Genomic DNA, 25,292 nt, shown 5'->3' on the forward strand with positions numbered 1-25,292 from the left:
GATCGCCCGGAAGGGCAGGTACGAACGACGGTTGCGGTTCATGGACAATATTTCAATCATAGGCTGGATCGGCCTTTTTCTCACTCTGGCGAGTGAAATCGCTGCATTGCTTATGATCCGGGACATAAGGCGGATGCTTGCCGCCTCCTGCCTCGCCGAAATCGGCTATGTGCTGATGGGGATCGGTGCGGGAACACTGATCGGCGATACCGGCGCGGTGATGCATCTCGGTTATCAGGTCGTCATGCGTCTCCTGGTGATCACTGCCGCCGCTCATCTGATCCGGCGCACCGGCTCTTCGAAGCTCGACGATCTTGTCGGCAGTTCCGAGCGATTGTCTTTCGCCTCGCTGATGTTCGGTTTCGGCATGTTCTCGGTCATGGGTCTGTCGCCGTTCAAGGGTGCTTTCTCGAAATTCGTCATCCTCTACGCCGGTATCGAGAACGGCGCGTGGGTGCTGGCGCTCGGCGGCACCATCGCCAGCATGATCAGCGCGGTCTATTTCATCCGTGCCGTCCAGGCGATCTGTCTTCAACGGCAGAGCCACGGCATCCTGCAGGACAAGCCGATCTCGTTCTTCAAACTGACCGCGGCCGATATTCCGATGGCGGTACTGGCCGTGATCACGATCGGGCTCAGCCTGTTTCCAGAACCGTTTCTCGATGCAGCGGCCCATGTGGCAGGCATGGCCGATCTCTCGCAGCTGCCCGAATTCGAGACCGGCTGGAGCGCTCAGGTCCTCCTGCCCTATCTCGGCGGATTCCTGCTCTTTGTCCTGGGCCGTTTCTCACCGAAGCTGCGAAGCGTCGGAGCCGTCACGATTGCCCTTGCGACGCTGGTTCTGATGTCAGCATCGTTGAGACTGGGTGATGTTGGTGACTATTTCGCCCTTATTTTCGCAGGTATCGGACTTGCCGTGACTGTCTATTCGGTCCGCTACATGGCGCATTCGCATGCGGCCAACCGATATTATTTCTTTCTCTTCATCATGATCGGCTCGCTGATCGGCGTGGCGACCTCCGATCATCTCGGCAATTTCTATCTGTTCTGGGAGCTGATGACCTGGAGTTCCTACCTGCTCGTCATCCATGAGCAGACTGATAAGGCACTCAAGGCCGGCAAGACATATTTCCTCATCTGCGCGTCCGGCGCCTATGTCATGCATCTGGGCATCCTCATACTTCATGCCCAGCTCGGCACGTTCGAGCTTGCAGAGATCGCCGAACGCATGCCGCGGCTGGCGCCAGTCATGAGCAGCCTGATCGCAGTCCTTTTCCTGATCGGCCTCGGCTCCAAGGCCGGCCTCTTTCCGCTGCACAGCTGGCTGCCTGAAGCGCATCCGGTGGCGCCGTCCTCCATCTCCGGGCCGATGTCGGGTATCCTCACCAAGGCCGGCCTTCTCGGCATCGTCAAGATCCTGTTCGTCGCCTTCGGCGGCGCGGCCATTCTGCATCAGGATCTTTTTGGCGGCGTAACAGGCCCCGGCCTGGTTCTGATCCTGCTCGGCGCCGTCACATTCCTGATCGGCGAGATCCAGGCTTACCGGCAGACCGACCTGAAGCGAATGCTTGCCTATTCGACGCTCGCCCAGATCGGCGAGATCACCATGATCATCGGCGTCGGCACCTATCTCGCGCTTGCGGGTGCCCTTACCCATGTCGCCAATCACGCGATCATGAAGACCATGCTGTTCTTCTGCGCGGGCGCTTTCATCATGCGTGCTGCAGGCCATGCCCAGAGCGTGAACGCGCTGAAGGGCATCGGTCGCAAAATGCCGTTCACGGCGTTTTGCATGGGCATCGGCTTGCTTTCGATTATGAGCGTGCCGCCGTTCAGCGGTTTCGTCAGCAAGTTCATGATGATCTATGCCAGCGTCGAGGCCGGGCTTTATCCGGTTGCCGTCGTGATGCTGATCGGCGGTGTGATCGGCGCCATCTATTATGCCCGCATCCTGCGCGTGATATTCTTCGAACCTTATAACGGGCCTGAGATTGCCGAAGCGCCGCTTCCCATGCGCTGCGTCGTCGGTGTTCTTGCAGCACTCACCGTTTTCAACGGCCTCTATCCCGATGCGCTGCTGCAGCTGGTCACGCCGGTGATCGATCGGCTTGCAGCTTCCAGTGATCTGGTTTCCGCGACCTTGCCGCCGGTCACCATGCAATGGTCGTTGGCCGCGGCTGTCGCCGCCATAGGCGCGGTCGTGGTCTATCTTTTCGGCCGCGGCCATGCCGTGCGTGCCGGTACCCTTTCAATCATCGTCATGATAGCGGCCTTGGCCGCCGTTCTCTGGCAGACAAGCCGCTATGACGCGCTCTCCTTCTGGTACGCGGTTGCGATCGTTGCCATGGGCGCGATCAACCTCTGCTATTCGATCGGGTACATGGCGCATGGCCAGTCGCAGAACAGGTTCTACTTCTATTTTATCGCCATGATCGCCGGCCTGCTCGGCGTTACGGCAAGCGGCAATCTGTTCTCCTTCTTCGCCTTCTGGGAATTGATGAGCAGCTGGACACTGTTCCTCGTGATCAGCCATGACGAAACAGAGGATGCGCTGCGCGAAGGCACCAAATATTTCATCTTCAACTTCGCCGGCGCCAGTATCCTGTTTCTCGGGGTCACCATGCTCGCGGCCTTGGCCGGCACGTTCCAGATTGCCGACCTCGCGACAGCCGTCTCCACAGTGCCCCCCACCGATCTGATGATCCCGGCGGCGCTGATCCTCATCGGCTTCCTGATGAAAGCGGCGCAATTGCCGTTCCGGATCGACTACCAGATGCATACCGTCCCGGCCCCGACCCCGGTCAGCGGCTATATCTCGGCGGTGCTGCTGAAGGTCGGCCCCTATGGCGTGTTGAAATTCTTCGTCGCGCTTGGCGGCAGCGCCGCCTTCATCCGCATGGCGGGGACGGCAAGCTGGATGCCGAACCTGATGCAGGCAATACAGGTCATCGCCGCAATCACCGTGCTCTATGCCGGCGCCATGGCTGTCGTGCAGAGCGGCATCAAGCGGCTTCTGATCTACAGCACCGTCAGCCAGCTCGGCTATATCCTGCTGGCGCTGTCGCTCGGTTCGTCGCTGGGCATCGCCAGCGGTCTGATGCATGCGTCAACCACATGCTGTTGAAGAATGCCTTGTTCCTCGTCGCCGGCTGCATTCTCGCCCAGGCGCATATCAACAGCCTCGACGAACTCGGCGGCCTTGGCCGGAAGATGCCGGTGACCTTCGCCGTCTTCCTGTTTGCCGGCATGTCGCTTGCCGGCATCCCGCCGCTCAATGGTTTCGGCTCGAAACTGATGATCTACGAGGCGGCATTCGAGGGCGGGCATTACATGCTGGGACTGTCCGCCCTCATGTCGAGCCTGTTTACGCTCGCGGCCATTCTGAAATTCGCCCACACCGCCTTCATGGGGCAGCTTTCCGAAAGAGCCTCGAAGATGACGGAAGCTCCAATGGTGATGCTGGCGCCGATGCTGCTTCTGGTCGGTGCAAGCATTGCGGTCGGCCTCTTTCCAGGCCTGCTTCTGGTGCCTATCGCCCACCTTCAGACAGGCCTCGGCCTCGAACCGGTGCAGGCAAGCTGGCTGGGTGGTCTGCCGGGCGTGTCTTCCTACAATCCGCTCGTCATGACGGTCGCGCTCGTCGCGACGGGCCTGATCGGCTGGCTCTATTATCGGCTATCCGGTAGCCGGCATGTGACGAGCTATATCCATACGGGCGGTGGCGTGATGATCCCGAATGCCCGCATGCACCTGCCGGCATCGGCCCTTTACGAAACGCCTGAACGTCTGATCCGGCTGGCCTTGCGCGACAAGCCGCAGGTCCAGGACCCGCAAACCGAAAGCCATGCCCATGACCACTGATACACTCCGGACCCTGCTGACTGTGCTGGTCTTTCCGGGGGGCCTGTTCGCCATGGCGCTGGGGCTTGCGCTGAAAGGTGTCGAGCGACGGGCGATCGCCCGTCTGCAGCGTCGCGTCGGGCCGCCGCTCATCCAGCCCTTCTACGACCTGATCAAACTGATGCGGAAGCGGACCCTCATTCCAGATACCGCCAATGCCTTCGTGTTTCTCGCCGTACCGGTCGCCGGTCTTGCCAGCATGGCGGTTGCCGCATCGATGATCCCGATCCCCGGCTTTTACGAGCCAAGCACCGGTCTCGGCAATCTTATCGTGCTGTTCTATCTGATCTCGATCCCCGCCGTGTCGCTGATGCTCGCCGGATCGGCGTCCGGTTCTCCCTACGGCGCAATCGGCTTTTCCCGCGAGATGGCAATCGTGCTGGCCTATGAAGGGCCGATCCTTCTGTCGCTGGTGGCTGTCGCGCTGCATGCCGGTGCCGTGACCGGCCAGCCGATCCTGCTCAGCCTGACAGAGATTGTCCGCTACCAGCAGGAACATGGTGCCTTCCTGTTCGATCCATGGATGTGGCCGGCGCTTCTCACCTATCTCTGCTTCATTCCGGCCAATCTCGGTATCGCACCCTTCGATATCCCGGAGGCGGAATCGGAAGTGCTGGAAGGGCCATTGGTGGAATATTCCGGCCCACCGCTCGGGCTCATGAAGCTGATGTCGGTTACCAAGTCCGTGGTCGTTCTCGGGCTTGGCATCGCACTGTTTTTCCCCAACGGGCCCGCAGGCCTCGCAGGGCTGTTCATCTTTCTCGCCAAGTGCCTCGTGCTTGTTCTCGCCGTGTCGGTGCTGAAGGCCGCAGTCGGCCGCATGCGCATCGATCAGGCCGTGCTCTTCTATCTCAAATGGCCTGAACTGCTCGGCTTTGCCGGGCTCGCTCTCGTCATCGCTCGTTTCTAGGAAATCGCCCAATGGACTTCTTTTCCAAGGCCGCCCGAAAATCACCCTGGCTCTACCGGATCAACGCAGGTTCCTGCAACGGATGCGATGTCGAGCTTGCCACCACCGCCTGCATTCCGCGCTACGACGTGGAACGTCTCGGCTGCCAGTATTGCGGCAGCCCCAAACATGCCGACATCGTGCTGATCACCGGGCCACTGACGGCGCGCGTTAAGGATAAGGTTCTGCGCGTCTACAATGAGATCCCCGATCCCAAGGTCACGGTCGCGGTCGGCATCTGTCCGATCTCCGGCGGTGTGTTTCGCGAAAGTTATGCTATCGAAGGCCCGATCGACCGCTACCTGCCGGTGGATGTCAACGTGCCCGGCTGTCCGCCTCGTCCTCAGGCGATCATCGAGGGCATCGCCAAGGCGATCGAGATCTGGGCGAAGCGGGCATAGGAGACAGTCATGGCATTCCTGAAGATCCTCTTCGACAATCTGCGCGAGGGACCGGCAACTGAGGCCTTTCCCTTCGGCGAGGCGGCGACGCCCGATGCCTATCGCGGCAAGGTGACGTTCGACGAAACGAACTGCGTCGGCTGCAATATGTGCGAGCATGTCTGTGCCGGTGGTGCCATCCGGTTCTCCGAGAAAGAAGACGGACTGCATTTTCTCATCTGGCACAACACCTGCATTTCCTGCGGCCTGTGCGCCCACTATTGCCCGACCAAGGCGATCAAGCTCAGCAATGACTGGCACCTGTCGCATCTGCAGGAAGAAAAATACGAGCAGGTCGACCATGCGGTCGTTCCCTACCGGCACTGCACCTCCTGCGGCGAGCGGCTGCAGCCGGGCGGGCCGATGCTGCATCAACTTGCCTTCAAGGGCACCAACCCGCGGTCTCAGCGACTGATGAACATGTGCCCGGATTGCCGGCGTAAGGCCAGCTATAGTGGAGAAGCGCTATGAACGAAGCCTCTGACATCATTGACCTTGTGGCATCTGTTGCCCGGACGATCCCGGGAGAATTTTCCTTCGACGGCGACAGGCATGGCAGGGTGACGGCCTGGATCACGCTGCAAAACAGCACGGATCTGGTTGCCGCGGCCCGAGCGCTCAAGGCAATCGGCGCGCGGTTGAGCATGATCACCGCTCTGGCGGGCCAGCCCGAGGGCATCAACACGATCGCCTATCACTTCGACATAGATGGAAGCACGGTCACATTGAAGGTGGGCGTCGAGCCGGGCGGCAGCGTGGAAACCATCGTGCCGCTTTATCGCAATGCCGACTGGCACGAACGCGAGTTCATGGAACTCTATGATCTGCATGTCAGCGGCCGCGCCGACAGTCGACGGCTGTTTCTTGACGAAACCGTCGACCGGCGGGTGATGCAGCGGCTCATCCCGCTCTCTGTCCTGTCCAATGCAGCAAGCACGACCATGCTGTTCGAGAAACTGATCGTCGATCGGGAGAAATCGAGATGAAATCCTTTGATATGCCTGTCGGCCCGCTTCACCTCTCGCTCGAAGAGCCGATGTATTTTCGCATCGACGTGGAAGGCGAAGAGGTTGCGGGCATCGAGATCACCGCCGGCCATGTCCATCGCGGCATCGAATACCTCACGGCAAAGCGTAACATCTATCAAAACCTTGCCCTGATCGAGCGGGTCTGCTCGCTCTGCTCCAACAGCCATCCGCAGGCCTATTGCATGGGGCTGGAAAAGATCGCCGGCATCGAGGTGCCGGAACGGGCGCAATATCTCAGGGTGATCGCCGACGAGATCAAGCGCGCTGCGTCCAACATGTTCAATGTGGCTATCCTGGCCCATATCGTCGGCTTCGAGTCGCTTTTCATGCATGTCATGGAAGCGCGCGAGATCATGCAGGACACCAAGGAGACGGTGTTCGGCAACCGCATGGATCTGGCCGCCAATGTCATCGGTGGCGTCAAGTTCGATATCGCCGAGGATCGCATCGCCTATGTCATCGCCCAGCTTAACAAGCTGGAGCCGATCCTCGTCAAGGAGATCATTCCTCTCTACGAGACCAATTCATCGATCCTGTCGCGAACCCGCGGCGTCGGCCTGATCAACCGCGACCAGTGCATCGATTACGGGCTGATGGGACCGGTCGCGCGGGGATCGGGCTATGCCTATGACGTGCGCACCGCCGCTCCCTACGCGGTCTATGATCGTCTCGATGTCGAGGTCATCACCTACCCGGATGGCGATGTCTGGTCGCGGGCCATGGTGAGGCTGAAGGAAGTGGTCGAGGCCATCCGACTGATGCGGCTTTGCCTGCGCGAACTGCCGGAAGGTCCGCTGACGGCCGGTCCCTTGCCGTTCATACCGGCGGGCGAAGCGATCACCAAGGTCGAGGCGCCGCGTGGCGAACTGATCTATTACCTGAAGACCGATGGCACCGACATTCCGGCGCGGGTGAAGTGGCGCGTGCCGACCTACATGAACTGGGATGCGCTTGAGGTGATGATGGTCGGTGGCCGCATTTCCGACATTCCATTGATCGTCAACAGTATCGACCCCTGCATTTCCTGCACCGAGCGATAAGGCCTTGTCGCTCCTCAAGTCGTCTCACTGCATGGCGTGCGCATCGAAAAAATGCGCACGCCATGCGCGTTTTGACGCAGAAACCCCTTCGCTTCCGGGTTTGTCGTCTGGCTGACAGAACCGTCTTCCGGACAGGCGTAACCCGGTTCTCAGGAGAGAGGTTGGAGCGTCGCAGACATGCACGAGATCACCATAACCTGCGCCCTGATGAAGGTCGTGAGCGAGGAAGCCCAGCGCCGTGGTGGCGGCAGGGTGACCGAGATCGCGATGACGATTGGCGGTCTGCAGGGCATTGAGCCCGCGGTTCTGGAATCCTCGTTCAGCCTGCTTGCCGAAAACACGATCATGGCCGGCGCCCATCTCAGGATCAACCAACTGCCGGTGCGCGTCTTTTGCCGGCAATGCGACAGCATTCTGGTCGCAGACGCGCGCTTTCGATGCGGGTCCTGCCACGGCAATGACGTGAGGATCCAGCCTTCGCAAGGAATGACTGTCGATGAAATCGTCGTCTGCGACTGTGACGCATAGCGGCCATAGGCGAAGTGGACCTGGAGAACGGAAGATGCAGCAAACGCAAGTCAAGGAAAACGTTATCATCTACGCGGAGCCGGACCGCTGTCTTGGCTGCCACTCGTGCGAATTGGCCTGCGCGGTAGCCCATGGCGGCGAAGGCCACGACATCGTCAGCGCGGTTGCGGCGCATCTGCCGCTGCATGCCCGCAACCAGGTCGTTTCAGTGGATGGCGCGACGATGCCGATGCAGTGTCGCCAGTGCGAGGATGCGCCCTGCACGCTGGTCTGTCCGACCGGAGCCTGCCATCAGGCCAAGGGGCAGATCCAGATCGTCGAACAGCAATGCATAGGGTGCAAGCTCTGCGTCATGGTCTGTCCGTTCGGCTCTATCACGGTACGCTCCGAAGAGAGGCACAAGGCCACGTCCATCACCAATCGCGGTGTCGCCAAGAAGTGCGATCTCTGCGTCGAATGGCGTGCAAGCACCGGCAAGTCCGATCCGGCCTGCGTCGAATCCTGCCCGACCAAGGCGATCAAGATGGTCGACGTCAACGCCTATCGCGATGCGTTGCGGCTCGCCCGCGCCCGCGAGATCGCCCAGTCGCATCGTTCCATCCGTATTTCGCTCTAATCGAGGGGGCTCATTCATGGCCTGTCTAGACTGCTCCAGCTGCTCGTGCGATCCCGCCGCCACCGAAATGCTGGCGATTGCCGAAGCCCAAAGCATCGATACCGCCTGGAGCCGCTACGCTGCGCAGCAGCCGCAATGCGGTTTCGGAACCACCGGCCTTTGCTGCCGCATCTGTCTGAAGGGACCGTGCCGGATCGACCCGTTCGGCAAAGGCCCGCAATTCGGTGTCTGCGGCGCCGACCGCGACACGATCGTCGCCCGCCACATGGTGCGCATGATGGCATCGGGTGCCGCCGCCCATTCCGAGCACGGTCGTCATATCGCACTTGCCATGCTGCACTTGAGCAAGGGCCATCTGAAGGACTATTCGATCCGCGATCAGGAAAAGCTGATGGTCGTTGCCAAGCGGCTGGGCGTGAAGACCGATGGTCGCGAGTTGATGGCGATCGTCAGGGAACTTGCCGATATCACCCTCAACGACTTCCAGAACCAGGATTATGACCAGCCCTGCAATTGGCTGAATGCATCGCTTCCGGCACCACGCCTGAAGAAGCTCGGCGAGTTGGAGCTTCTGCCACACAATATCGATGCTTCCGTCGCCCAGTCGATGTCGAGAACGCACCTTGGTTGCGACGCCGATCCGACCAACCTGATCCTCGGCGGCCTGCGCGTGGCGCTTGCCGACCTCGATGGCGAGATGCTGGCGACGGAACTCTCCGACACGCTGTTCGGCACACCATCGCCGGTCAAGACGACATCCAATATGGGGGTCCTGAAAAAGGATGCCGTCAACATCGCCGTCAACGGTCACAATCCGCTTCTGTCGGACATCATCTGCGACGTCGCCGCAGACCTCAATGCCGAGGCCATCGCGGCCGGCGCCAAGGAAGGTATCAACGTCATCGGCATCTGCTGCACCGGCAACGAGATCATGGTGCGCCATGGCATTCCGCTGGCCACCAACTACCTGTCTCAGGAATTGCCGATCCTGACCGGCGCGCTGGATGCCATGGTTCTCGACGTCCAGTGCATTATGCCGTCGCTGCCACGGGTGGCCGAATGCTTCCATACGAAGATCATCACCACCGACAAGCAGAACAAGATTGCCGGTGCGACGCATATGGAGTTCGACGATACGAAGGCTTCGGAGAATGCGGCATCGATCCTGCGCGTCGCCATCGAAGCCTTCAGGCAGCGTGATCCGAAGCGGGTACATATCCCCAATTTCAAGCAGGAAGCCATCGTCGGCTTCAGTGTCGAAGCCATCACGGCAGCGCTTTCCAATATCAATGCCGACGATCCGCTTCAGCCGCTGGTCGACAACATCGTCAACGGCAACATTCAGGGCGTCGTCCTGTTTGCCGGCTGCAACAATACCAAGACGCAGCAGGACAGTGCCTATCTCGATATCGCTCTATCGCTTGCTGCTCGCAACGTGCTGGTTCTCGCGACAGGCTGTGCTGCCGGCGCCTATGCCAAGGCTGGCCTGATGACGCAGGAGGCCACGCGTCTTTATGCCGGTGAAGGCTTGAAGAGTGCGCTTACGGCAATCGGTGAGTCCGCCGGAATGAACGGACCATTGCCGTTGGTTCTCCATATGGGATCCTGCGTCGACAATAGCCGCGGCGTCGCACTCGGCACGGCACTGGCCAACAAGCTCGGCGTCGATCTCTCCGATCTGCCGCTTGTCGCCAGCGCCCCGGAAGCGATGACGGAGAAAGCCGTGGTTATCGGCAGCTGGGCCGTCACGATCGGCCTTCCCACGCATCTCGGCACGGTTCCGCCGATTGTCGGCTCGGATGTCGTGACCGGGCTTGTCACCGACACGGCGCGGGATCTTCTCGGCGGATATTTTATCGTCGAGACCAATCCGGCGCTCGCAGCCGACAAGCTGTTCGACGCCATCCAGCAGCGCCGCAGCGGCCTGGGTCTCAAGACCTATAGCGCACCGGCTCTGCCTGCGCGGACAAAGCTCGGATCGCGGCAAATGCCGCTCCTGCCGGAGCGGGTGTCATGAAGATTGCCGTAACGGGCAAGGGCGGCGTCGGCAAATCCACGATCGTGGGTTTGCTGGCCCGCGCACTTGCCGACGATGGCTGGAAGGTGCTTGCCATTGATGCCGATCCCGACGCTAATCTGGCGTCGGCGATCGGTGTGCCGGCCGACAAGCTCGCGGATCTGAAGCCGATCTCGAAAATGGTCGATCTGGCGCGCGAGCGAACCGGAGCCACGGACGGACCCGGCTCGCATTTCATTCTCAATCCGAAAGTCGATGACATCCCCGATGGTTTCAGCGTCGAGCATGCCGGCGTGAAGATGCTGCTGATGGGAACCGTCAATCATGCGGGAACCGGTTGCGTCTGTCCCGAACATGCGCTCGTCCGCACTCTGCTGCGCCATATCCTGACCCGCAGGAAGGAATGCGTGCTGATCGACATGGAAGCCGGCATCGAGCATTTCGGCCGTGGAACGGTCGAGGCGGTGGACCTGCTGATCATCGTCGTCGAACCCGGTGCGCGCAGTTTCCAGACTGCGGGACAGATCGAGCAGTTCGCCGGCGAACTGGGGATCAAACAGGTCTGCTACGTGGCCAATAAGATCGCATCAGATCGGGACCATGTCTTCATCGCAAGCCGTGCGGACGAATGCGATCTGCTCGCCAAAATGCCCTTCGACGCCTTGGTCCAGACCGCTGATCAGGCAGGCCTGTCCTTCTACGATAGCGGCCCGGAGGGCAAGGATCGGGCGAAGGAGCTGATGCAGGCGCTGCTTGAACGCCTGTCTGCGAAAGGAGATCAGCAATGTGCCTAGCAACCGTTACCATCAGTCGCACTCCGTCGCCACCCGTGGCGATCGACGACGTCACTGCCGTCAGCCTGGCTGACGGATACGTGCAAGTCTCCACCCTGTTCGGCGAGGAACACCGCTTCACCGGTGTTTCCATCCGGCACATCGACACGCGCAAAGGCGTGACCATTCTGTTCGAGGAGGATCATTCCCTATGAAACCAGAAGACCAGGCAAAAATCCGGCTACGCACCTATGTGGCCCATTTTGCGGACCATGCAGAAGACCATCTCGCTGAGATCGGCGCGCTCAAACCCTCGCTCACGGATGATGCGCTTCTCACTCAGCTTATCGAACGAGCCATCGACGATATGGAAACGGCACGCCAGTCGCTTTGGGCGGTTCTCGATGCGCTTGGGAGCGGTTCAGGCACAGGTCACACACATCATGCTCACTGACTTTCATCAAGGCGCAGGACGCGCCGAAGGCTACGCTTCCGCCGCAGGAATTCTTGCCGGCTGCTGAAGCCGGAGTTCGGGAGGCGATATGACGGCACGATTCAGTATAGCCCATGTTTTAACCGGTCCGGCCGGCGAAGGTTTCTTCAACGGGTTTCAGCCCCGGTCTCACGGCAAGGGGAGCATGATTTGTTTCGGCGAGAATGACGAGAACGGCATCTTCGTCGTGATGAGTGGCAAGCTGCGTGTCTACATGGTCGGTGAAGACCGCGAGATAACCCTGTTCTATCTCGTCGCAGGTGACATCTTCTGTCGCCATTCGGGCTGTCTGATCGAAGCGGTCGAACCGAGCGAGCTGCGCGTCACCGACATGAGAACTTTCGCAGCCAAGATGGAAAAGACCCCTGCCCTTTCGCATGGCCTTATCTCCATCCTTGGTCGCGCGATCATCTCCTGCATGAGAAACATCGAAGAACTGATGTTTCTCGATATCAAGCAGCGCGTCGCCTGGTTTTTCCTGGATCGGGCGAACGCGGAAAACGAGGACGCGCATTTTGCCGTCAAGCTTTCGGTCGACCTCACCGTCGAAGAAATCGCCAACCTGATCGGTTCATCGCGACAGGCGACTTCGACGGCGATGAACAGCCTGATCAAGGACGGGCATCTCGAGCGCCATGGCCGGACGGATTACACCATACCCGACAAGGATCGCCTGAAAGCGGCGGCGGCGACGGGCAGACTGTCGGCACGGTGACCGCGCCGGAAGCCGCACCCTTGGTCGGATGACGGGCGGTATCCGGGTTGGTTCCGGCGTTGGCGTGCTGAACGGCCTGGTTTGACAATATCCGGCAGCGCCCATGACGACCGGGAGCGCCGGCAACGTGAAGAGGATTTTTGACGATGTGTTCAATTTGCGGCTGTGGCGAAGCTCGTGTCGAAGGCCATCCTTCGCACGACCATTCCCATCTGACTGACGCCGAGCATGCTGCCCTGCATGCAGCGGGCATAGCGCACGGCCACGCTCATGGGCATAAGCACGAGCATGGGCACGATGGCCACCACCTCCATGCCCATGACGACATGCATTACGGCAACGGCGTTGCCGGTGTATCCGTATCCGGGTTGGATCAGCATCAGGTTATCCGGCTGGAGAAGGCGCTCCTGTCGCATAATGACGGTCTGGCTCAGCAAAACCGCGTGGAATTTTCCCGTGCAGGTATTCTTGCCCTGAACCTTCTGTCCAGCCCCGGTTCCGGTAAAACCACATTGCTCTGCGAGACGATCAGGGCGATTGCCGACAGATTGCCGGCGGCCGTCATTGAAGGTGACCAGCAGACGAGTTTCGATGCGGATCGCATTCGCGCCACCGGCGCACCGGCGATCCAGATCAATACCGGCAAGGGCTGCCATCTCGATGCGGCAATGGTGGCCGACGCCTATCGGCAACTGTCTCCAGCGCCGGGGACTGTCCTGTTCATCGAGAATGTCGGAAACCTGGTCTGCCCGGCAGCTTTCGATCTGGGAGAGGCCGCCAAGGTCGTCGTCCTTTCGGTCACTGAGGGCGAGGACAAACCGCTCAAATATCCCGACATGTTCGCGGCGGCCGATCTGTTGATCATCAATAAGATCGACCTTGCACCCTATGTCAGCTTCAATATCGAACGCTGCCTCGAGATGGCGCGCCGCATCAACCCCGATCTTGCCGCCCTGCAGCTGTCCGCCACGACCGGCGAGGGCTTTGACGCATGGCTGCAGTGGATTACCGAGAAGCAGCAGGCGATCAGTTCGCGCCTCGGTTCGTGATCGGGAAGGACAGGTCATCATGTGTCTTGCGATACCTGCGGAGGTGACGGAGCTTCTGCCCGGTTCTATGGGGCGTGTCCGGATCGACGGCATCGTCAAGGTGGTCAGCCTGGCGCTGGTCGACGGTGTCGAGGTTGGAGACTACGTTCTTCTGCATGTCGGATTTGCTCTGAGCCGCATTGATCCTCAGGAGGCGGCAGAGACACTGGCGCTCTTGAGGGAGATGGGCGAGCTGGCGGAGCTCGAACCAGAGGAGTTTCTCGGATGAAATTCGCCTCGGAGTTTCGCGACGGAAGCCTTGCACGCCGGATCGCGACGACCATCGCCGCCGAATGCCAACCTAGCCGCGGCTATAGTTTCATGGAATTCTGCGGCGGACATACCCATACCATTGCCCGATACGGGCTTGAGACGATGCTGCCGGAAGCGATCCGCCTCATTCACGGGCCGGGTTGCCCGGTCTGCGTTCTGCCCGTCGGCCGGATCGACAGCGGTATCGAGCTTGCCCGCGATCATGGCGTCATTCTGTGCACCTATGGCGACATGATGCGGGTTCCCGGTTCGCCCCGCATGAGCCTGCTCAAGGCCAAAGCCGCCGGCGGCGATATCCGCATGGTCTGGTCGACACTCGATGCGCTGAAAATCGCGCGGGACAATCCTTCCCGCGAGGTCGTCTTCTTCGCGATAGGCTTCGAAACGACGACCCCACCCACAGCCATGGCATTGAAGATGGCAAAGGCGGAAGGCCTGACGAATTTCAGCATATTCTGCAATCACGTGCTCACACCATCGGCGATGCGGGCGGTACTTCAGGGCGGCAGCCTGCCGCTCGAAGGCGTGATCGGGCCTGGACATGTATCGGCTGTGATCGGCATCGATCCCTACCGGGAATTCTCCGATCGCGGCATGCCGGTCGTGGTCGCAGGCTTCGAGCCACTTGATCTGTTGCAGGCCATCTTGATGTTGGTGCGGCAGGTCAACGAGGGGAGGCCTCGCGTCGAAAATGCCTATGTGCGGGCACTACCAGCCATCGGAAACGAGAAAGCGCAACAGGCGATTGCCGAGACGATGACGCTGCGCGACAGTTTCGAATGGCGGGGGCTCGGAACATTGCCCGATAGTGCGCTGAGACTTGCCGATGACTATGCGAAGTTCGATGCCGAGCGGCGTTTCGCACTTCCCTATCGCACCATTCCCGACCCGAAATCCTGTGCCTGCGCCGAAGTCGTGCGCGGCATCAAACGACCGGAGGAATGTCCGCTGTTCGGCCGCAGCTGCACGCCCGACAACCCGATCGGGTCCTGCATGGTGTCGAGCGAAGGCGGGTGCGCCGCCCATTGGCTTTATGGCCGCCACCGGATGTCGAATGAAGGCAGAAAGGCCGTTGCATGACCGCGAATGCTCACCGAAACCGAGATCTGTTTCCGCGGCCGCTGGATCTGGTCGCAGGGCGCGTCGATCTCACGCATGGCGGCGGCGGGCGGGCCATGGCGCAGCTCATTGCCGAGCTGTTTGCCGGCGCGTTTGACAATCCCTATCTCGCGAAGGGCAATGACATGGCGGTGATGCCGCCGACCGGGGGACGGCTGGTCATGTCGACGGATGGGTATGTCGTCTCCCCGATCTTCTTTCCCGGCGGAGATATCGGTTCGCTTTCGGTGCATGGCACGGTCAACGATGTCGCCATGAGCGGCGCAAGACCACTCTATTTATCGGCGAGCTTCATTCTCGAGGAAGGCCTTCCTCTGTCGGAGCTGAAGCATGTCGTCGAAAGCATGGCGGCGGCAGCGAAACAAGCGGACGTCCTGATCGTTACCGGCGATACCAAGGTGGTGGAACGCGGAAAGGCAGACGGTATCTTCATCGCCACCACCGGCATCGGCTCGCTGCAGGACGGGTTGCATATCGCTGGAGACCGGATCAGGCCCGGCGATGCGATCATCCTTTCGGGAACGATCGGTGACCACGGTATCGCGCTCCTCTCGAAACGCGAAAATCTCGAATTCGAAACCGCGATTGAAAGCGACAGTGCGCCGCTCCACGGATTGATCAGGGCGATGATCGAAGCCGAACCGGACATCCATTGCCTGCGTGACCCAACCCGCGGTGGTCTTGCCGCCACACTCAACGAATTGGCGCATCAATCAGGCCTCGGCATGATCGTCGATGAGGATGCCGTGCCGATAAGGCCGGCGGTACGCGGCGCCTGCGAATTGCTCGGCATCGACCCATTCGGTGTGGCAAACGAGGGGAAGCTTATCGCGTTTTGCCCCGCGGACAAGGCCGAGGCGCTGGTGACTGTTATGCGCGATCAGCCGTTCGGCGAGAACGCTGCGATCATCGGCCATGCGCAGCCGGACCCTCGCCGGCTCGTCTGGCTCAGAACGTCATTCGGCAGCCAGCGCGTTGTCGAGTGGTTCCATGGCGAACAGCTTCCAAGGATCTGCTGACGCTTGCGAAGTGTCCGCGTGACTTTGAAGCCCTTGATCTTCGCATAGCAGTTTTCAACGTCTTGAAACCGCGAGCTGACTTGATCATCGGTTCGCCTGCCATGACCGGCCTCGCCGACGCTGTCGGCGACCTGAACTGCCGGTGCACAAGCGCCTTTGGGCATTCGCCTTCAGCCTTTCGCCGAGACCGGATGCCCCTTGCATGGAACTCCCGGCAAAGGTGGCAGAACTGCGCCCTGCAGAAGTCGTGAAGCCGGGTGCCTCACCTGATCGAAATCAGCCGATGCGATTTCCTCAACAATCTGGCCTTCCTCCATGACGAGGCAACGTGCGGCGAAGCGTTTGACCAATCTCAGATCATGGGTCACGAAGAGATAGGCAACGCCACTTTCCCGCTGAAGCTGTGCCAGAAGAGCAAGCGCGGAAGCCTGTAGATGAATGTCGAGGTTGGAAACCGCCTCATCCAGAATGATCAGTTTCGGATCGACGGCGAGTGCGCGGGCGATGCAGGCCCGCTGCAACTGCCCACCGCTGACCTGCGCAGGAAGCCGGCCGGCGATCTCCGATGGCAGCTCGACAAGGCGTAACAGTTCCTGAACGCGGCCTTCTCTCTCAACCTCGCTCATCGAGGTCAGATGCCGCAGCGGCTCGGCGATGATCTCACGCATGGTGAAGCGCGCATTGACGGCGCTCGGAGAGTCCTGAAACACGAGCTGGACTTCGCGTCGGAAGATTTTCGTTTCTGCGCGGTCAAGCCTGGATACCGGCTTGCCGTGAAACAGGACCTCTCCCGAGGTCGGCCGTTCCAGGCCGACCAGCAGCCGCGCGAGCGTGCTCTTGCCGCAGCCACTTCGCCCCAGGAGCGCCACCGTTTCTCCCTCCCCGATGGTGAGCGAGATATCCTGCAGCACCGTCTTGCGCGCACTGGCGCCGACAAGCGAATGGGTTCTGTAGATTTTACCGAGATGACGGGCGCTGATCAGGGTCATGCGCTGAGCTCCATTCCGTAGAGCGACAGATGCGCGCTGACCAATGTCCGGGTGATCGCGTGCCTTGGCTTGTGAAAAATATCAACCACCGAAGCCCGCTCGACCAGGCGACCGTGATCGAGAACCACGACATCGTCTGCCAGCCTTGCCACCACGCCCATATCGTGCGTGACCAGAAGGACGCCGAGACCACGTTCCTCGACCAGTTTTTCCAGCAGTTCCAGAACGCGGAGCTGCACGACGAGATCGAGATCGGTGGTCGGTTCATCCGCGAACAGGAATGGTGCTTCGCTCAGAAGCGCCAGCGCAATCATCATCCTTTGCAGCATGCCACCGCTCATCTCGAAGGCATGCAGGCCGAGAATGGCCTTCACATCCTCCAGCCCTGCGGCGCGCATGCAGTCCTCGATCCGATCTCCCGCGCCGGAAACCGGAATGCCGAGCGCCCGCGACGTTTCATCGGCGTGATCCCGCATAGTTCGGACGGGATTGAATGCGCTTCTGGGGTTCTGCATGATCGTTGCCACATGCCGTCCTCGCAGAGCGGCGGCATCGTGGGTTACCCCATCGATGGTCACGTGCCCCAGCGTCTTCACTACGCCGGGCGGGAGCACGCCGAGGGCCGCCGAACAGGTCATGGATTTGCCGGAACCGCTTGCCCCGACCAGAGCCATGACACGCCCCTGCTGAACCGTGAGAGAAAGATCATCGACGAGGATTTGACGCTGACCGTCAATCACGGCGGTCGCAGTCAGTCCTTCGATGGAGAGGGTCTTGCTGGTCAATGGCTGTGCTCCGCCTTGAGATGCGGGTCGAGCCTGTCACGCAGGGCATCGCCGAGAATATTGAAGGCCATGACGCTCAAAAACAGCGCCAGACCCGGCCACAGGATCAGCATCGGCGCCGTCCAGACGAACTGGCGCGCATCGCTGATCATGACGCCCCATTCGGCAGTGGGCGGCGCGACGCCCAGCCCGAGGAAGGACAGGCCTGACACATGCAGCATGATATGGCCGATATCGAGCGTGGCCAGAACCACGAGCTGCGAGAAGGTTGCAGGCAGGAGATGTTCGATGAATGTGCGGATCGGTCCTGCGCCGCTCATTCTGGCGGCCAGCAGGAACTCCCTATGCCTTAGTGACATGACGATGCCGCGCACGATGCGGGCGTACCAGGCCCAGTGGGAAAGCGCGATGGCGAGAATGACATTGACGAGACCGGTGCCGAGCATGCCGACCATGAACAACGCCAGCACCAGCGTCGGGAACGTCAGGAAGACGTCGGTGACGCGCATGATGATCTGATCTGCCCGGCCGCCGAGAAACCCGGCTGCGCCGCCGATCACGATACCCAAAGCCAGAATGAGAGCGAGCGTGATCGCAACAGAGCCGAGCGAGACCTGAACACCGGCGATCAGCCTTGAGAGGATGTCGCGGCCCAGATGATCGGTGCCCAGCCAATGCGAAAAGCTTGGCGACTGAAGCCGTCGCACCAGTTCGACCTCGTCCGGATGATAGGGGGCAATCCGTGGGCCGACGACTGCCGCGATCAGCAGCAGCAGAACGATGAGGCAAGCCAGACGCACCGACCACCGGCGCGGAAGTTGAAAACTGCCCGCCTTCTGTCCTGAGATAGGTGAAATCCTATCCATCATTCCGCGCCCTCCGCAGACAGGCGAATGCGCGGGTCGGCCCAGGCATAAACGATGTCAACGATCAGATTGCAGATGACGAAGATAGTCACCATGGCGAGGGTGAAGCACTGGATGACAGGATAGTCACGATTCATGATGGCCGAGACGGCATAACGACCGACACCCGGCCAGCCAAAAATGCTTTCGATCACCAGCGTGCCGCCGATCAGTTCGCCGATATGCATGCCGGTTGCCGTGATGATCGGCAGCCAGGCGTTTCGCAGCACATGGGAGCGTTCGACTGTACGCTCTGGCAGGCCGCGCAGGCGCGCATAACGCACATGCCGTTGTCCCGACACTTCCAGCATGCTGGCGCGCAAGAGGCGGGCATTGATGGACAGCGACATGAAGGCGATGGCGATCGCCGGCATGATGAGGTGGGCGACACCACCACGCCCCATCGGCGGCAGCCAGCCCAGATGAATGGAGAAGACTAGAACCAGCAGAAAGCCGAGCCAGAAGTTCGGCATGGACACGCCGAGAAAGGCGACGATCCGAACCACCTGATCCTGCCAGCCTTCCCGGTGGCGGGCAGCCCACATGCCGAGCGGGATAGACAGGCCGAGCGTCAGCACGAGCGCGACACCCGCAAGCTGAAGTGTTGCGGGCAGGAAATAGAGCAGATCCGGCAGAACGGGCCGCTGGGTCGCAAACGATATGCCGAAATCACCGCTCAGCGCCTTTCCGAGCCAGTCGAAATATTGCGTGGCGATCGGCCGGTCCAAGCCGAGCATCTGGCGTGCATCTTCCAATGCCTGTGCGGTGGGCGGCACCTTTGACAGGCGCAGATAATCCATGGCCGGATCGCTGGGGCCGAGCCGCAGCAGCAGGAAGATGACCAGCGAAGCCCCGAACAACATCGGGACAAGCAGCATTACGCGGCGAATAATGAAGGAAAGCACCTCAGTTCGCCCCCGGCGCCAATTTTTCGAACGGTATCTCGCTCGACATTGCGCCAAAGGTGATCTTGCCGACCTCGGGCTTGGCGACCGCAATCGCCGTCACATAGGTCAGCGGCAGGTAGACGGCTTCCTCGTGAAGGCGGGTCAGGATGTCCTTGTAAAGGTTCTGCCGCACGGTCTCGTCGGTGGAGACCAGAACCTGTCCGATCTTGGCATCGATCTCGGCCTTGTCGGCCAGCCCAAGCTGCGCCTGGTAATCTGCGTGGGAAGGTACACGCATGGAACTGACAAAAGCATGCGGATCATAAGGCGCGCCCCAGGTGCGGTTGAAGATCATGCCGAAACGGCCATCATGCTGACGCGCGAGAACGCTGGTCTCTTCTTCACCGGTCAGTTTCACGTCGATCCCGACCTTGCGCAGATCAGCCTGCACGATCTCGGCCATGGACTTGCTGATCGCATCGGTGCCGACAAAGCAGAGTTCAACACTCAGCGGTTCACCATTCTTCTCGCGAACGCCGCCGCTCGTCTTGGCTGTCCAACCCGCCTCGTCCAAAATCCGGGCGGCCAGTGCCCGATCGAACGTGTAGGGTTTCAAGCCTATATCGGCATAGGGCACGTTGTCGGCGAACAGAGTATCGGCGCGCTTCTGCGTGCCGTAGAGCACGGTGGCGATCATCGTATCCTTGTCGACCGCATGATTGATCGCCTTGCGGACGGCCAGATCCTTCGTTGCGCCGAGATTGGTGTTGATTGCCAGCACGCGCGTTTCCACCGGGGCGGAAAGCTCGGCCGTATAAATCCCCATCTGCTTGAAGCGCTCATAGGTGTCGGGAGAGATCGGACCATCCGTGCCGTAGATCAGATCGATCTCGCCCGTTTCGAAGGCAATCGCCCGTGTGTTTGGATCGGGGATCACCTTGACGGTGACCTGTTCGTAGGCGGGTTTTGCACCCCAGTAGCCGTCATTGCGGGTGAAGACGTCCCGTTCACCGAGCTTCGTCTCGGTCAGCATCCAGGGGCCTGTACCGATTGGCGCAGTAATCCCGTCCACTGTGCCGCCATTCTTGAACTGCGACGGCGCGACGAGACGGAACGGCCGCGGCAGAGCCAGTTCCTGCAACAGCGGGTAATAGGCATCCTTCAATGTGATCCGCACGCTGAACGGACCAGCGACATCGGCAGAGACGATCTGATTGGCAAGTTCCAGCCAGCTATGGCGGGCCCGGTTTTTCAAGACGGCATCGATGTTCGCCTTGACTGCAGCTGCGTCAAAAAGCTCGCCGTTGGAAAATTTTACATCCTCGCGGAGCTTGAATGTGTAGATCTTGCCGTCAGCCGAAGCCTCCCACGACTGCGCCAGCCACGGCCCGACCGTGCCGTCTGCGCTGTAGCGGACCAGCGGCTCATAGACCATGTTCTGGGCGAACATCTGGTTCGGCGAATAGAGGTGCGGATTGAGCGGCCCCACATTCATCGGCCAGGAGAAGTTCAGGCTTGGGTCGGCATGGGCGCCGGAGGCAAAAGCAGCAGAAGCAAGTGCCAACGCGAGCGCCAGCCTGCGAAACCTGATCTTCGACATAAAAGAGCCTTTGGTGAAAAAGTGAAAGTATGACGATTCCTAAAATATCTCATACTCCCTCTGCCGCAACCGGAACATACGCGAATTGCCGCAGTCGTCTGGACAAAGCCGTCTTCGAAAGCCAGAACAGGCGTGCTCAGAGAGTTTGGCGGCCGGAAGGATATCGATGCAGCGGATCACCATCACAATCGACGATGACCTCATGGCAGAACTGGACCGGATGATCCAAGTCAGGGGATATCAGAACCGTTCCGAAGCCCTGCGCGACCTTGCCCGAGCCGGACTTCAGCAGGCTTCGATGGAAGAAGGACAGCTGGACAATTGCGTAGGTGTGCTGAGCTACACCTATGACCACAACGCCCGCGATCTTGCCAGAAAACTCACCACCAGCCATCACCATCACCACGACATTTCGGTCGCCAGCATGCATGTGCATCTGGATCATGACCGATGCCTGGAAGTCAGCATCCTCAAGGGAAGAACTGACGAGGTCCGACATTTTGCCGACCACGTGAAAGCCGAACGGCATGTCACCCATGGCATGCTGGCGGTGCTGCCCCTGTAGAACAGCAGCTAGCAATTCGCACGTCGTCTTCAGGCCGCATTGCAGTCAGGTCCGCCAGTCCCCGAAAGATTGAAACCAAGAGGGAATTCGGTGAGGGCTTTGATAGCGGCCCGAGGCCGAAGCTACGCCGCAACGGTCAGCGGCGAGCGAAAGTCCATTCAAGTCACGCGGCATTCAGAAAAACAGCCATCTCGGCTTGAGAAGCGCGACGAGGCCGTCGACTTCATCACCGGGTTTCTCGCGACGTCACGCCGGACATTAGCCTGATGCCGTGTCTTGTCGGCATTGCTGCTATTAGCTCGTTGATCTATCTCAACGACAATCATACCTGGGTTCATTGCCTGCGCATCCATCTCGAAGACATGACCTTCGTTTACGGCCGGCAAAAGGCTCGCGACGGCATCCTCCTTGAGGAATTTGTGCTTCACGGCGACATCGTCGGCGGGAAACCGCCGCCGGCTCATCTTGCCGGCAACGATCATGCTCGGGTTGGACTTGGCAATGGTCTCCCAGCCGACCGTCGGCCATTCCTCATCGCTTTCGATGACATTCTTTATGCCAAGTGCGGTCATGATATAGCCGGGAGCGCCATTGCGGCCGGCAACGTAGGGGTCGATATCAAGCTCGGCACTCGAAAACCAGAAGACAGCAGACAGTTTCCCCTCTGCGGAAGCGATTTTGGCGCGAGCTGCGTCTTCGCGCTTCTTCAATCCGGCGACGACTTCCTCGCCACGGTCCTGAACATCGAAAATGGCGGCCAGATCGCGGATCTCCTGATAGATCAGGTCCATTGTGAACTTCGTACCACGGACGCCGTCACCACCATCGGAATTGTCCTTGCCGATGCAATCGGCCGGAGACGTGTAAACAGGCACACCGAGATCGGCAAACTGCTCCTGGGTGCCGACCACACCCTGTGGGCCGATCTGCCATTGGAACTGTGTCGCAACCAGATCCGGCTTTTTGCCGATGATCGACTCGAAGCTTGGGTCATTGTCGGCGAGACGCTCAACCTTGGCATCGACATCTTCATAGCCTTTCAGCACCGGCCCAATCCACAATGCAGTGCCGGTGACCTTGTCTGCAAGGCCGAGGAGATAGAGCATCTCGGTCGAGCTTTGGCCGACCGATACGGTCTGCGAAGGCGCCTGCTTGAATGTAAGCTCCATGCCGCAATTCTTGATCGTCAATGGATAGGTGGTCTGCGCGGCATGTGTGGTCGATGCAACAGGAGCGTCACTGCAGAGGCCACAAGACCAAGGCATGCATGGCGTATGTTGAGAGCTTTCATCGTCTTTCCCGAAAATTCAAAGCTGTTGCTGGAAGCTGACGGCCGAACCGACAGCCGATTGACGTCACTGAAAACAGGAAGAGAGAGAAAAAAATCTACGTATACGCGCGAGTGCAGCGTCATGGCCAATCCTCTTCCGGGCATCCCCGCCCGCAGTGATATCTTCGTTATTGACGGCAGGTCTCCTGGCTTACGGATATCTTCAGTCCATCAGCCTTCCCGCACCGATTGGCACAGTGGCGAGGTACCGCAAGGCACCTCAGGGATGGACGATAATCCGCTTACAGTTGCGGGGGCAGCCTCGGCATTGGTCATCACATGACCGCACCGTGTTCCCTATTAAATCCAACGCTTTGGGCGCCAGATACCGTCGGCGTGCAAATAACGGGACAAAGTTGTGCGGGTCAATCCGGTTTATGAGCGGTCGTATGACGCACGATGCTTTTTGCAGTTGTTGTCAGGCGATAGAAAGAACAACAAGCGGTCAGCCATAAGGGCTTTCATCGGCCGGAAAGAAAAGTCGCCCGGCATGACCGCCGGGCGACTTTTCATGTCTGCGATCTATATCGAGATCAATGCGCTTTCATCTCGCTGACGATCTCTTTCGCGTCCATTGAGGACGGATAGTAAGTCGGCCAGTTGGTCACTTCGTTCAGAAGCGCTGCGCGGTCATTGCCCCAGTAGAGATGGTAGTGGCCTGCCTTGTTCGGTGCGATGCCATGGTCGCTGAACTGGATGAACTGCGGAGCCGTCTTATCGCCTTCGGTCTTCTTGAAGATGAAGCGAACGCCACGATTGCCCTTCTTGTAGGTCAGGATTTCCTTGCCGTCATAGGCATAGTGACCTGCCAGCGGCTTGCCCTTTTCGTAGAAGGTCACGACATCGCCTTCGATGGTGATGCGGTCGACATCGGTCTTGTAACCGACCTCATATTCGGCGCGAATATCCTCGACCTTTGCTGTACCCTTTTCGGCCTTGTGTTCGAAGACCGGTTCCAGCGTGCCGTCCTTGAGATAGGGGTAGACCGACTGCCAGTCACCAGCATAGTCCGAGAGCGGGCGATCCTTGACCTGGCTGTCCTCAAAATAACCGGCATAGATCTTCGGGTCGCCATGGCTATGGGCGTGATCGTGGCCGGCATGATCGTGGTCGTGCCCCTCGCCTTCGTGAACCTTGCCGCTGCCACCGGCAACCGCGATGTTGTACGGCTTGCCCTCGACCTTGACCGTGCCGACTTCCTTCAACTCATCCTTGGAGATGCGGCGAACCAGACCAGCATTCGGGTCGGTCATCACCACTTCATCGCCCGCCATGGCAATGCGCGGGCGCGGATCGTTCCAGTGACCGTCCATGGAATAGGGCTCTGTAACCTTGGCGCTCTTGGCAAGCTTGCCTGCGAGCACATCGATCTGGTGCAACGTACCGTCTTCCGTCAGCACGTAGCCGAAACGGGCGTTGGCTGGATCGAGCACAAAATCGACGCGGCGGAACGGCAGGTCGATATAACGGAAGTTCGGAGCATCGACCGGGTCGACGACGACGAGGCCCTTGGCACCGTAATTGCCGAGAAAAACCTGCATGCTTTTGGCGCCGAGCAGCGTTCCCGTCGTCTGGCCGGCCGGCAGATCGGCCGGATAGGTCAGCATTTTCGTGACCGGGCCATCGGCACCAGCGGTGACCGTCAGGATGCCTTCCTTGCAACCGGCGGCGAGATAAGCACCGGAGAATGCCTCACCATGGATGCCGGTGCAGGTGGCTACATCACCAGCCACCGTGCCATCTTCCTTGACGGCGCGCAGGCCTACGCGCGTTGGAGCGGCATCGCCTTCAACCGGGGCATCGGAAGCTACCGTCGTCACCCAGCCATTGCCGACAGGCGCCGCAAAGCCGTGATGGGCGCGGGCCTGCTTCAACTGCTTGGATTCGATCTCGTTATGGGCAAGTTCATGCGCCTCGACGATTTCGGCATAACCGCCCTTGTCGAAGTTGATGACGATCTTGCCGTCATGATCAATGACGTGGAACGGACGCGGACCGGTCAGCGGCTTGTCGACAGCCGACGGGTTTCCGATCTCGATATCCGAATGATCGCCATGCGAATGCAGCGAGATGCCGCTGTTGATGAAGTGGACGGCGTCATTGTCGGATTCGACGGCAACGATCGCTGCACCTTCATTGACGCTGTAGAGCTTGTTCTGGCCGGTCGTCTTGAAGTCCCAACGATTTTCCGGCTTTTCGAGGTCGAAGGCCGTGACATTGGCATCCTTGTGAT

Annotated in this window: 25 protein-coding genes, 2 pseudogenes and 1 riboswitch; of the genes and pseudogenes, 20 read left to right on the forward strand and 7 right to left on the reverse strand. The window is 59.9% G+C overall.

Annotated features, from left to right (window positions below):
• Window positions 1-40: 40 nt before the first annotated feature.
• From JNB91_RS13295 to hypE, 19 genes and pseudogenes are all read left to right on the forward strand, one after another.
• Entirely contained in the window at window positions 41-3,124 is a 3,084-nt protein-coding gene (locus JNB91_RS13295; protein WP_220325995.1) for a proton-conducting transporter transmembrane domain-containing protein, read from the forward strand.
• Window positions 3,115-3,861 carry a proton-conducting transporter transmembrane domain-containing protein gene (locus tag JNB91_RS31150; protein WP_220325996.1) on the forward strand — a complete coding sequence of 249 codons (747 nt, stop codon included), beginning with the start codon at window positions 3,115-3,117 and terminating at the stop codon, window positions 3,859-3,861. The genes JNB91_RS13295 and JNB91_RS31150 overlap by 10 nt, the downstream gene beginning before the upstream one ends.
• Window positions 3,851-4,810 carry a respiratory chain complex I subunit 1 family protein gene (locus JNB91_RS13305; RefSeq protein ID WP_220325997.1) on the forward strand — a complete coding sequence of 320 codons (960 nt, stop codon included), beginning with the start codon at window positions 3,851-3,853 and terminating at the stop codon, window positions 4,808-4,810. Before JNB91_RS31150 ends, JNB91_RS13305 begins: the two co-directional genes overlap by 11 nt.
• An 11-nt stretch (window positions 4,811-4,821) precedes the next feature.
• Window positions 4,822-5,250, forward strand: a complete 429-nt coding sequence (locus JNB91_RS13310) for an NADH-quinone oxidoreductase subunit B family protein (RefSeq protein WP_220325998.1) — start codon at window positions 4,822-4,824, stop codon at window positions 5,248-5,250.
• 9 nt (window positions 5,251-5,259) lie between these two features.
• The gene (locus JNB91_RS13315) at window positions 5,260-5,760 is read left to right on the forward strand and encodes a 4Fe-4S binding protein (RefSeq protein WP_220325999.1); all 501 of its coding nucleotides are present in this window, start codon (window positions 5,260-5,262) and stop codon (window positions 5,758-5,760) included.
• Complete coding sequence (locus JNB91_RS13320) at window positions 5,757-6,275, forward strand: NADH-quinone oxidoreductase subunit C (protein ID WP_220326000.1); 519 nt, start codon at window positions 5,757-5,759, stop codon at window positions 6,273-6,275. Before JNB91_RS13315 ends, JNB91_RS13320 begins: the two co-directional genes overlap by 4 nt.
• Entirely contained in the window at window positions 6,272-7,357 is a 1,086-nt protein-coding gene (locus JNB91_RS13325) for a hydrogenase large subunit (protein WP_220326001.1), read from the forward strand. Before JNB91_RS13320 ends, JNB91_RS13325 begins: the two co-directional genes overlap by 4 nt.
• A gap of 177 nt (window positions 7,358-7,534) precedes the next feature.
• Entirely contained in the window at window positions 7,535-7,885 is a 351-nt protein-coding gene (locus tag JNB91_RS13330; protein WP_220326002.1) for a hydrogenase maturation nickel metallochaperone HypA/HybF, read from the forward strand.
• 34 nt (window positions 7,886-7,919) lie between these two features.
• A complete protein-coding gene (locus JNB91_RS13335; protein ID WP_220326003.1) occupies window positions 7,920-8,501 on the forward strand; it encodes a 4Fe-4S dicluster domain-containing protein in 582 nt (193 codons plus the stop codon).
• 16 nt (window positions 8,502-8,517) lie between these two features.
• A complete protein-coding gene (gene cooS, locus JNB91_RS13340) occupies window positions 8,518-10,518 on the forward strand; it encodes an anaerobic carbon-monoxide dehydrogenase catalytic subunit (protein WP_220326004.1) in 2,001 nt (666 codons plus the stop codon).
• Window positions 10,515-11,312 (forward strand): carbon monoxide dehydrogenase accessory protein CooC, encoded by a 798-nt coding sequence (locus tag JNB91_RS13345; RefSeq protein WP_220326005.1) that lies wholly within the window; start codon window positions 10,515-10,517, stop codon window positions 11,310-11,312. The genes cooS and JNB91_RS13345 overlap by 4 nt, the downstream gene beginning before the upstream one ends.
• On the forward strand, window positions 11,303-11,506 hold the full coding sequence (locus tag JNB91_RS13350) for a CooT family nickel-binding protein (RefSeq protein WP_220326006.1): 204 nt from the start codon (window positions 11,303-11,305) through the stop codon (window positions 11,504-11,506). Before JNB91_RS13345 ends, JNB91_RS13350 begins: the two co-directional genes overlap by 10 nt.
• Window positions 11,503-11,745: a hypothetical protein gene (locus JNB91_RS13355; protein ID WP_220326007.1), complete on the forward strand. Its 243-nt coding sequence runs from the start codon at window positions 11,503-11,505 to the stop codon at window positions 11,743-11,745. The genes JNB91_RS13350 and JNB91_RS13355 overlap by 4 nt, the downstream gene beginning before the upstream one ends.
• A gap of 88 nt (window positions 11,746-11,833) precedes the next feature.
• Window positions 11,834-12,499: a Crp/Fnr family transcriptional regulator gene (locus tag JNB91_RS13360; protein ID WP_220326008.1), complete on the forward strand. Its 666-nt coding sequence runs from the start codon at window positions 11,834-11,836 to the stop codon at window positions 12,497-12,499.
• Between the two features lie 146 nt (window positions 12,500-12,645).
• Window positions 12,646-12,822, forward strand: a pseudogene (locus tag JNB91_RS31885) (hydrogenase nickel incorporation protein HypB); the annotation flags it as partial.
• A 45-nt stretch (window positions 12,823-12,867) separates the two neighbouring features.
• Complete coding sequence (gene hypB, locus JNB91_RS13365; protein WP_346269323.1) at window positions 12,868-13,548, forward strand: hydrogenase nickel incorporation protein HypB; 681 nt, start codon at window positions 12,868-12,870, stop codon at window positions 13,546-13,548.
• 19 nt (window positions 13,549-13,567) lie between these two features.
• A complete protein-coding gene (locus JNB91_RS13370; RefSeq protein WP_220326010.1) occupies window positions 13,568-13,816 on the forward strand; it encodes a HypC/HybG/HupF family hydrogenase formation chaperone in 249 nt (82 codons plus the stop codon).
• Window positions 13,813-14,940: a hydrogenase formation protein HypD gene (gene hypD / locus JNB91_RS13375; RefSeq protein ID WP_220326011.1), complete on the forward strand. Its 1,128-nt coding sequence runs from the start codon at window positions 13,813-13,815 to the stop codon at window positions 14,938-14,940. Before JNB91_RS13370 ends, hypD begins: the two co-directional genes overlap by 4 nt.
• Window positions 14,937-15,998: a hydrogenase expression/formation protein HypE gene (hypE, locus tag JNB91_RS13380; protein WP_220326012.1), complete on the forward strand. Its 1,062-nt coding sequence runs from the start codon at window positions 14,937-14,939 to the stop codon at window positions 15,996-15,998. The genes hypD and hypE overlap by 4 nt, the downstream gene beginning before the upstream one ends.
• A 170-nt stretch (window positions 15,999-16,168) precedes the next feature.
• Here the strand turns inward: hypE and nikE are convergent, their stop codons facing one another.
• The 5 genes from nikE to nikA are packed head-to-tail and all read right to left on the reverse strand — an operon-like array spanning window position 16,169 to window position 21,164.
• Window positions 16,169-16,987, reverse strand: coding sequence for a nickel import ATP-binding protein NikE (gene nikE, locus JNB91_RS13385; protein ID WP_220326013.1), 819 nt, complete (start codon window positions 16,985-16,987; stop codon window positions 16,169-16,171).
• The gene (gene nikD / locus JNB91_RS13390; protein ID WP_220326014.1) at window positions 16,984-17,772 is read right to left on the reverse strand and encodes a nickel import ATP-binding protein NikD; all 789 of its coding nucleotides are present in this window, start codon (window positions 17,770-17,772) and stop codon (window positions 16,984-16,986) included. Before nikD ends, nikE begins: the two co-directional genes overlap by 4 nt.
• The gene (nikC, locus tag JNB91_RS13395; RefSeq protein ID WP_220326015.1) at window positions 17,769-18,641 is read right to left on the reverse strand and encodes a nickel ABC transporter permease subunit NikC; all 873 of its coding nucleotides are present in this window, start codon (window positions 18,639-18,641) and stop codon (window positions 17,769-17,771) included. Before nikC ends, nikD begins: the two co-directional genes overlap by 4 nt.
• The gene (gene nikB / locus JNB91_RS13400; RefSeq protein WP_220326016.1) at window positions 18,638-19,582 is read right to left on the reverse strand and encodes a nickel ABC transporter permease subunit NikB; all 945 of its coding nucleotides are present in this window, start codon (window positions 19,580-19,582) and stop codon (window positions 18,638-18,640) included. The genes nikC and nikB overlap by 4 nt, the downstream gene beginning before the upstream one ends.
• A 1-nt stretch (window position 19,583) precedes the next feature.
• Window positions 19,584-21,164, reverse strand: coding sequence for a nickel ABC transporter substrate-binding protein (nikA, locus tag JNB91_RS13405; protein ID WP_220326017.1), 1,581 nt, complete (start codon window positions 21,162-21,164; stop codon window positions 19,584-19,586).
• Between the two features lie 166 nt (window positions 21,165-21,330).
• On the opposite strand from nikA, the gene nikR reads away from it, so the two are divergent.
• A complete protein-coding gene (gene nikR, locus JNB91_RS13410) occupies window positions 21,331-21,729 on the forward strand; it encodes a nickel-responsive transcriptional regulator NikR (RefSeq protein WP_220326018.1) in 399 nt (132 codons plus the stop codon).
• Between the two features lie 311 nt (window positions 21,730-22,040).
• On the opposite strand, the pseudogene JNB91_RS13415 reads toward nikR, so the two are convergent.
• Both JNB91_RS13415 and JNB91_RS31425 read right to left on the reverse strand, forming a co-directional pair.
• Window positions 22,041-22,994 (reverse strand): annotated as a pseudogene (locus JNB91_RS13415) (ABC transporter substrate-binding protein); the annotation flags it as partial.
• 184 nt (window positions 22,995-23,178) lie between these two features.
• Window positions 23,179-23,407: riboswitch (cobalamin riboswitch) on the reverse strand.
• A 185-nt stretch (window positions 23,408-23,592) separates the two neighbouring features.
• Window positions 23,593-24,279 (reverse strand): metal-binding protein ZinT, encoded by a 687-nt coding sequence (locus JNB91_RS31425; RefSeq protein ID WP_430736276.1) that lies wholly within the window; start codon window positions 24,277-24,279, stop codon window positions 23,593-23,595.
• Between the last annotated feature and the right edge of the window lie 1,013 nt (window positions 24,280-25,292).

The sequence above is a fragment of the Aliirhizobium wenxiniae genome (assembly GCF_019511445.1).
GTDB classification, from domain to species: domain Bacteria; phylum Pseudomonadota; class Alphaproteobacteria; order Rhizobiales; family Rhizobiaceae; genus Neorhizobium; species Neorhizobium wenxiniae_A.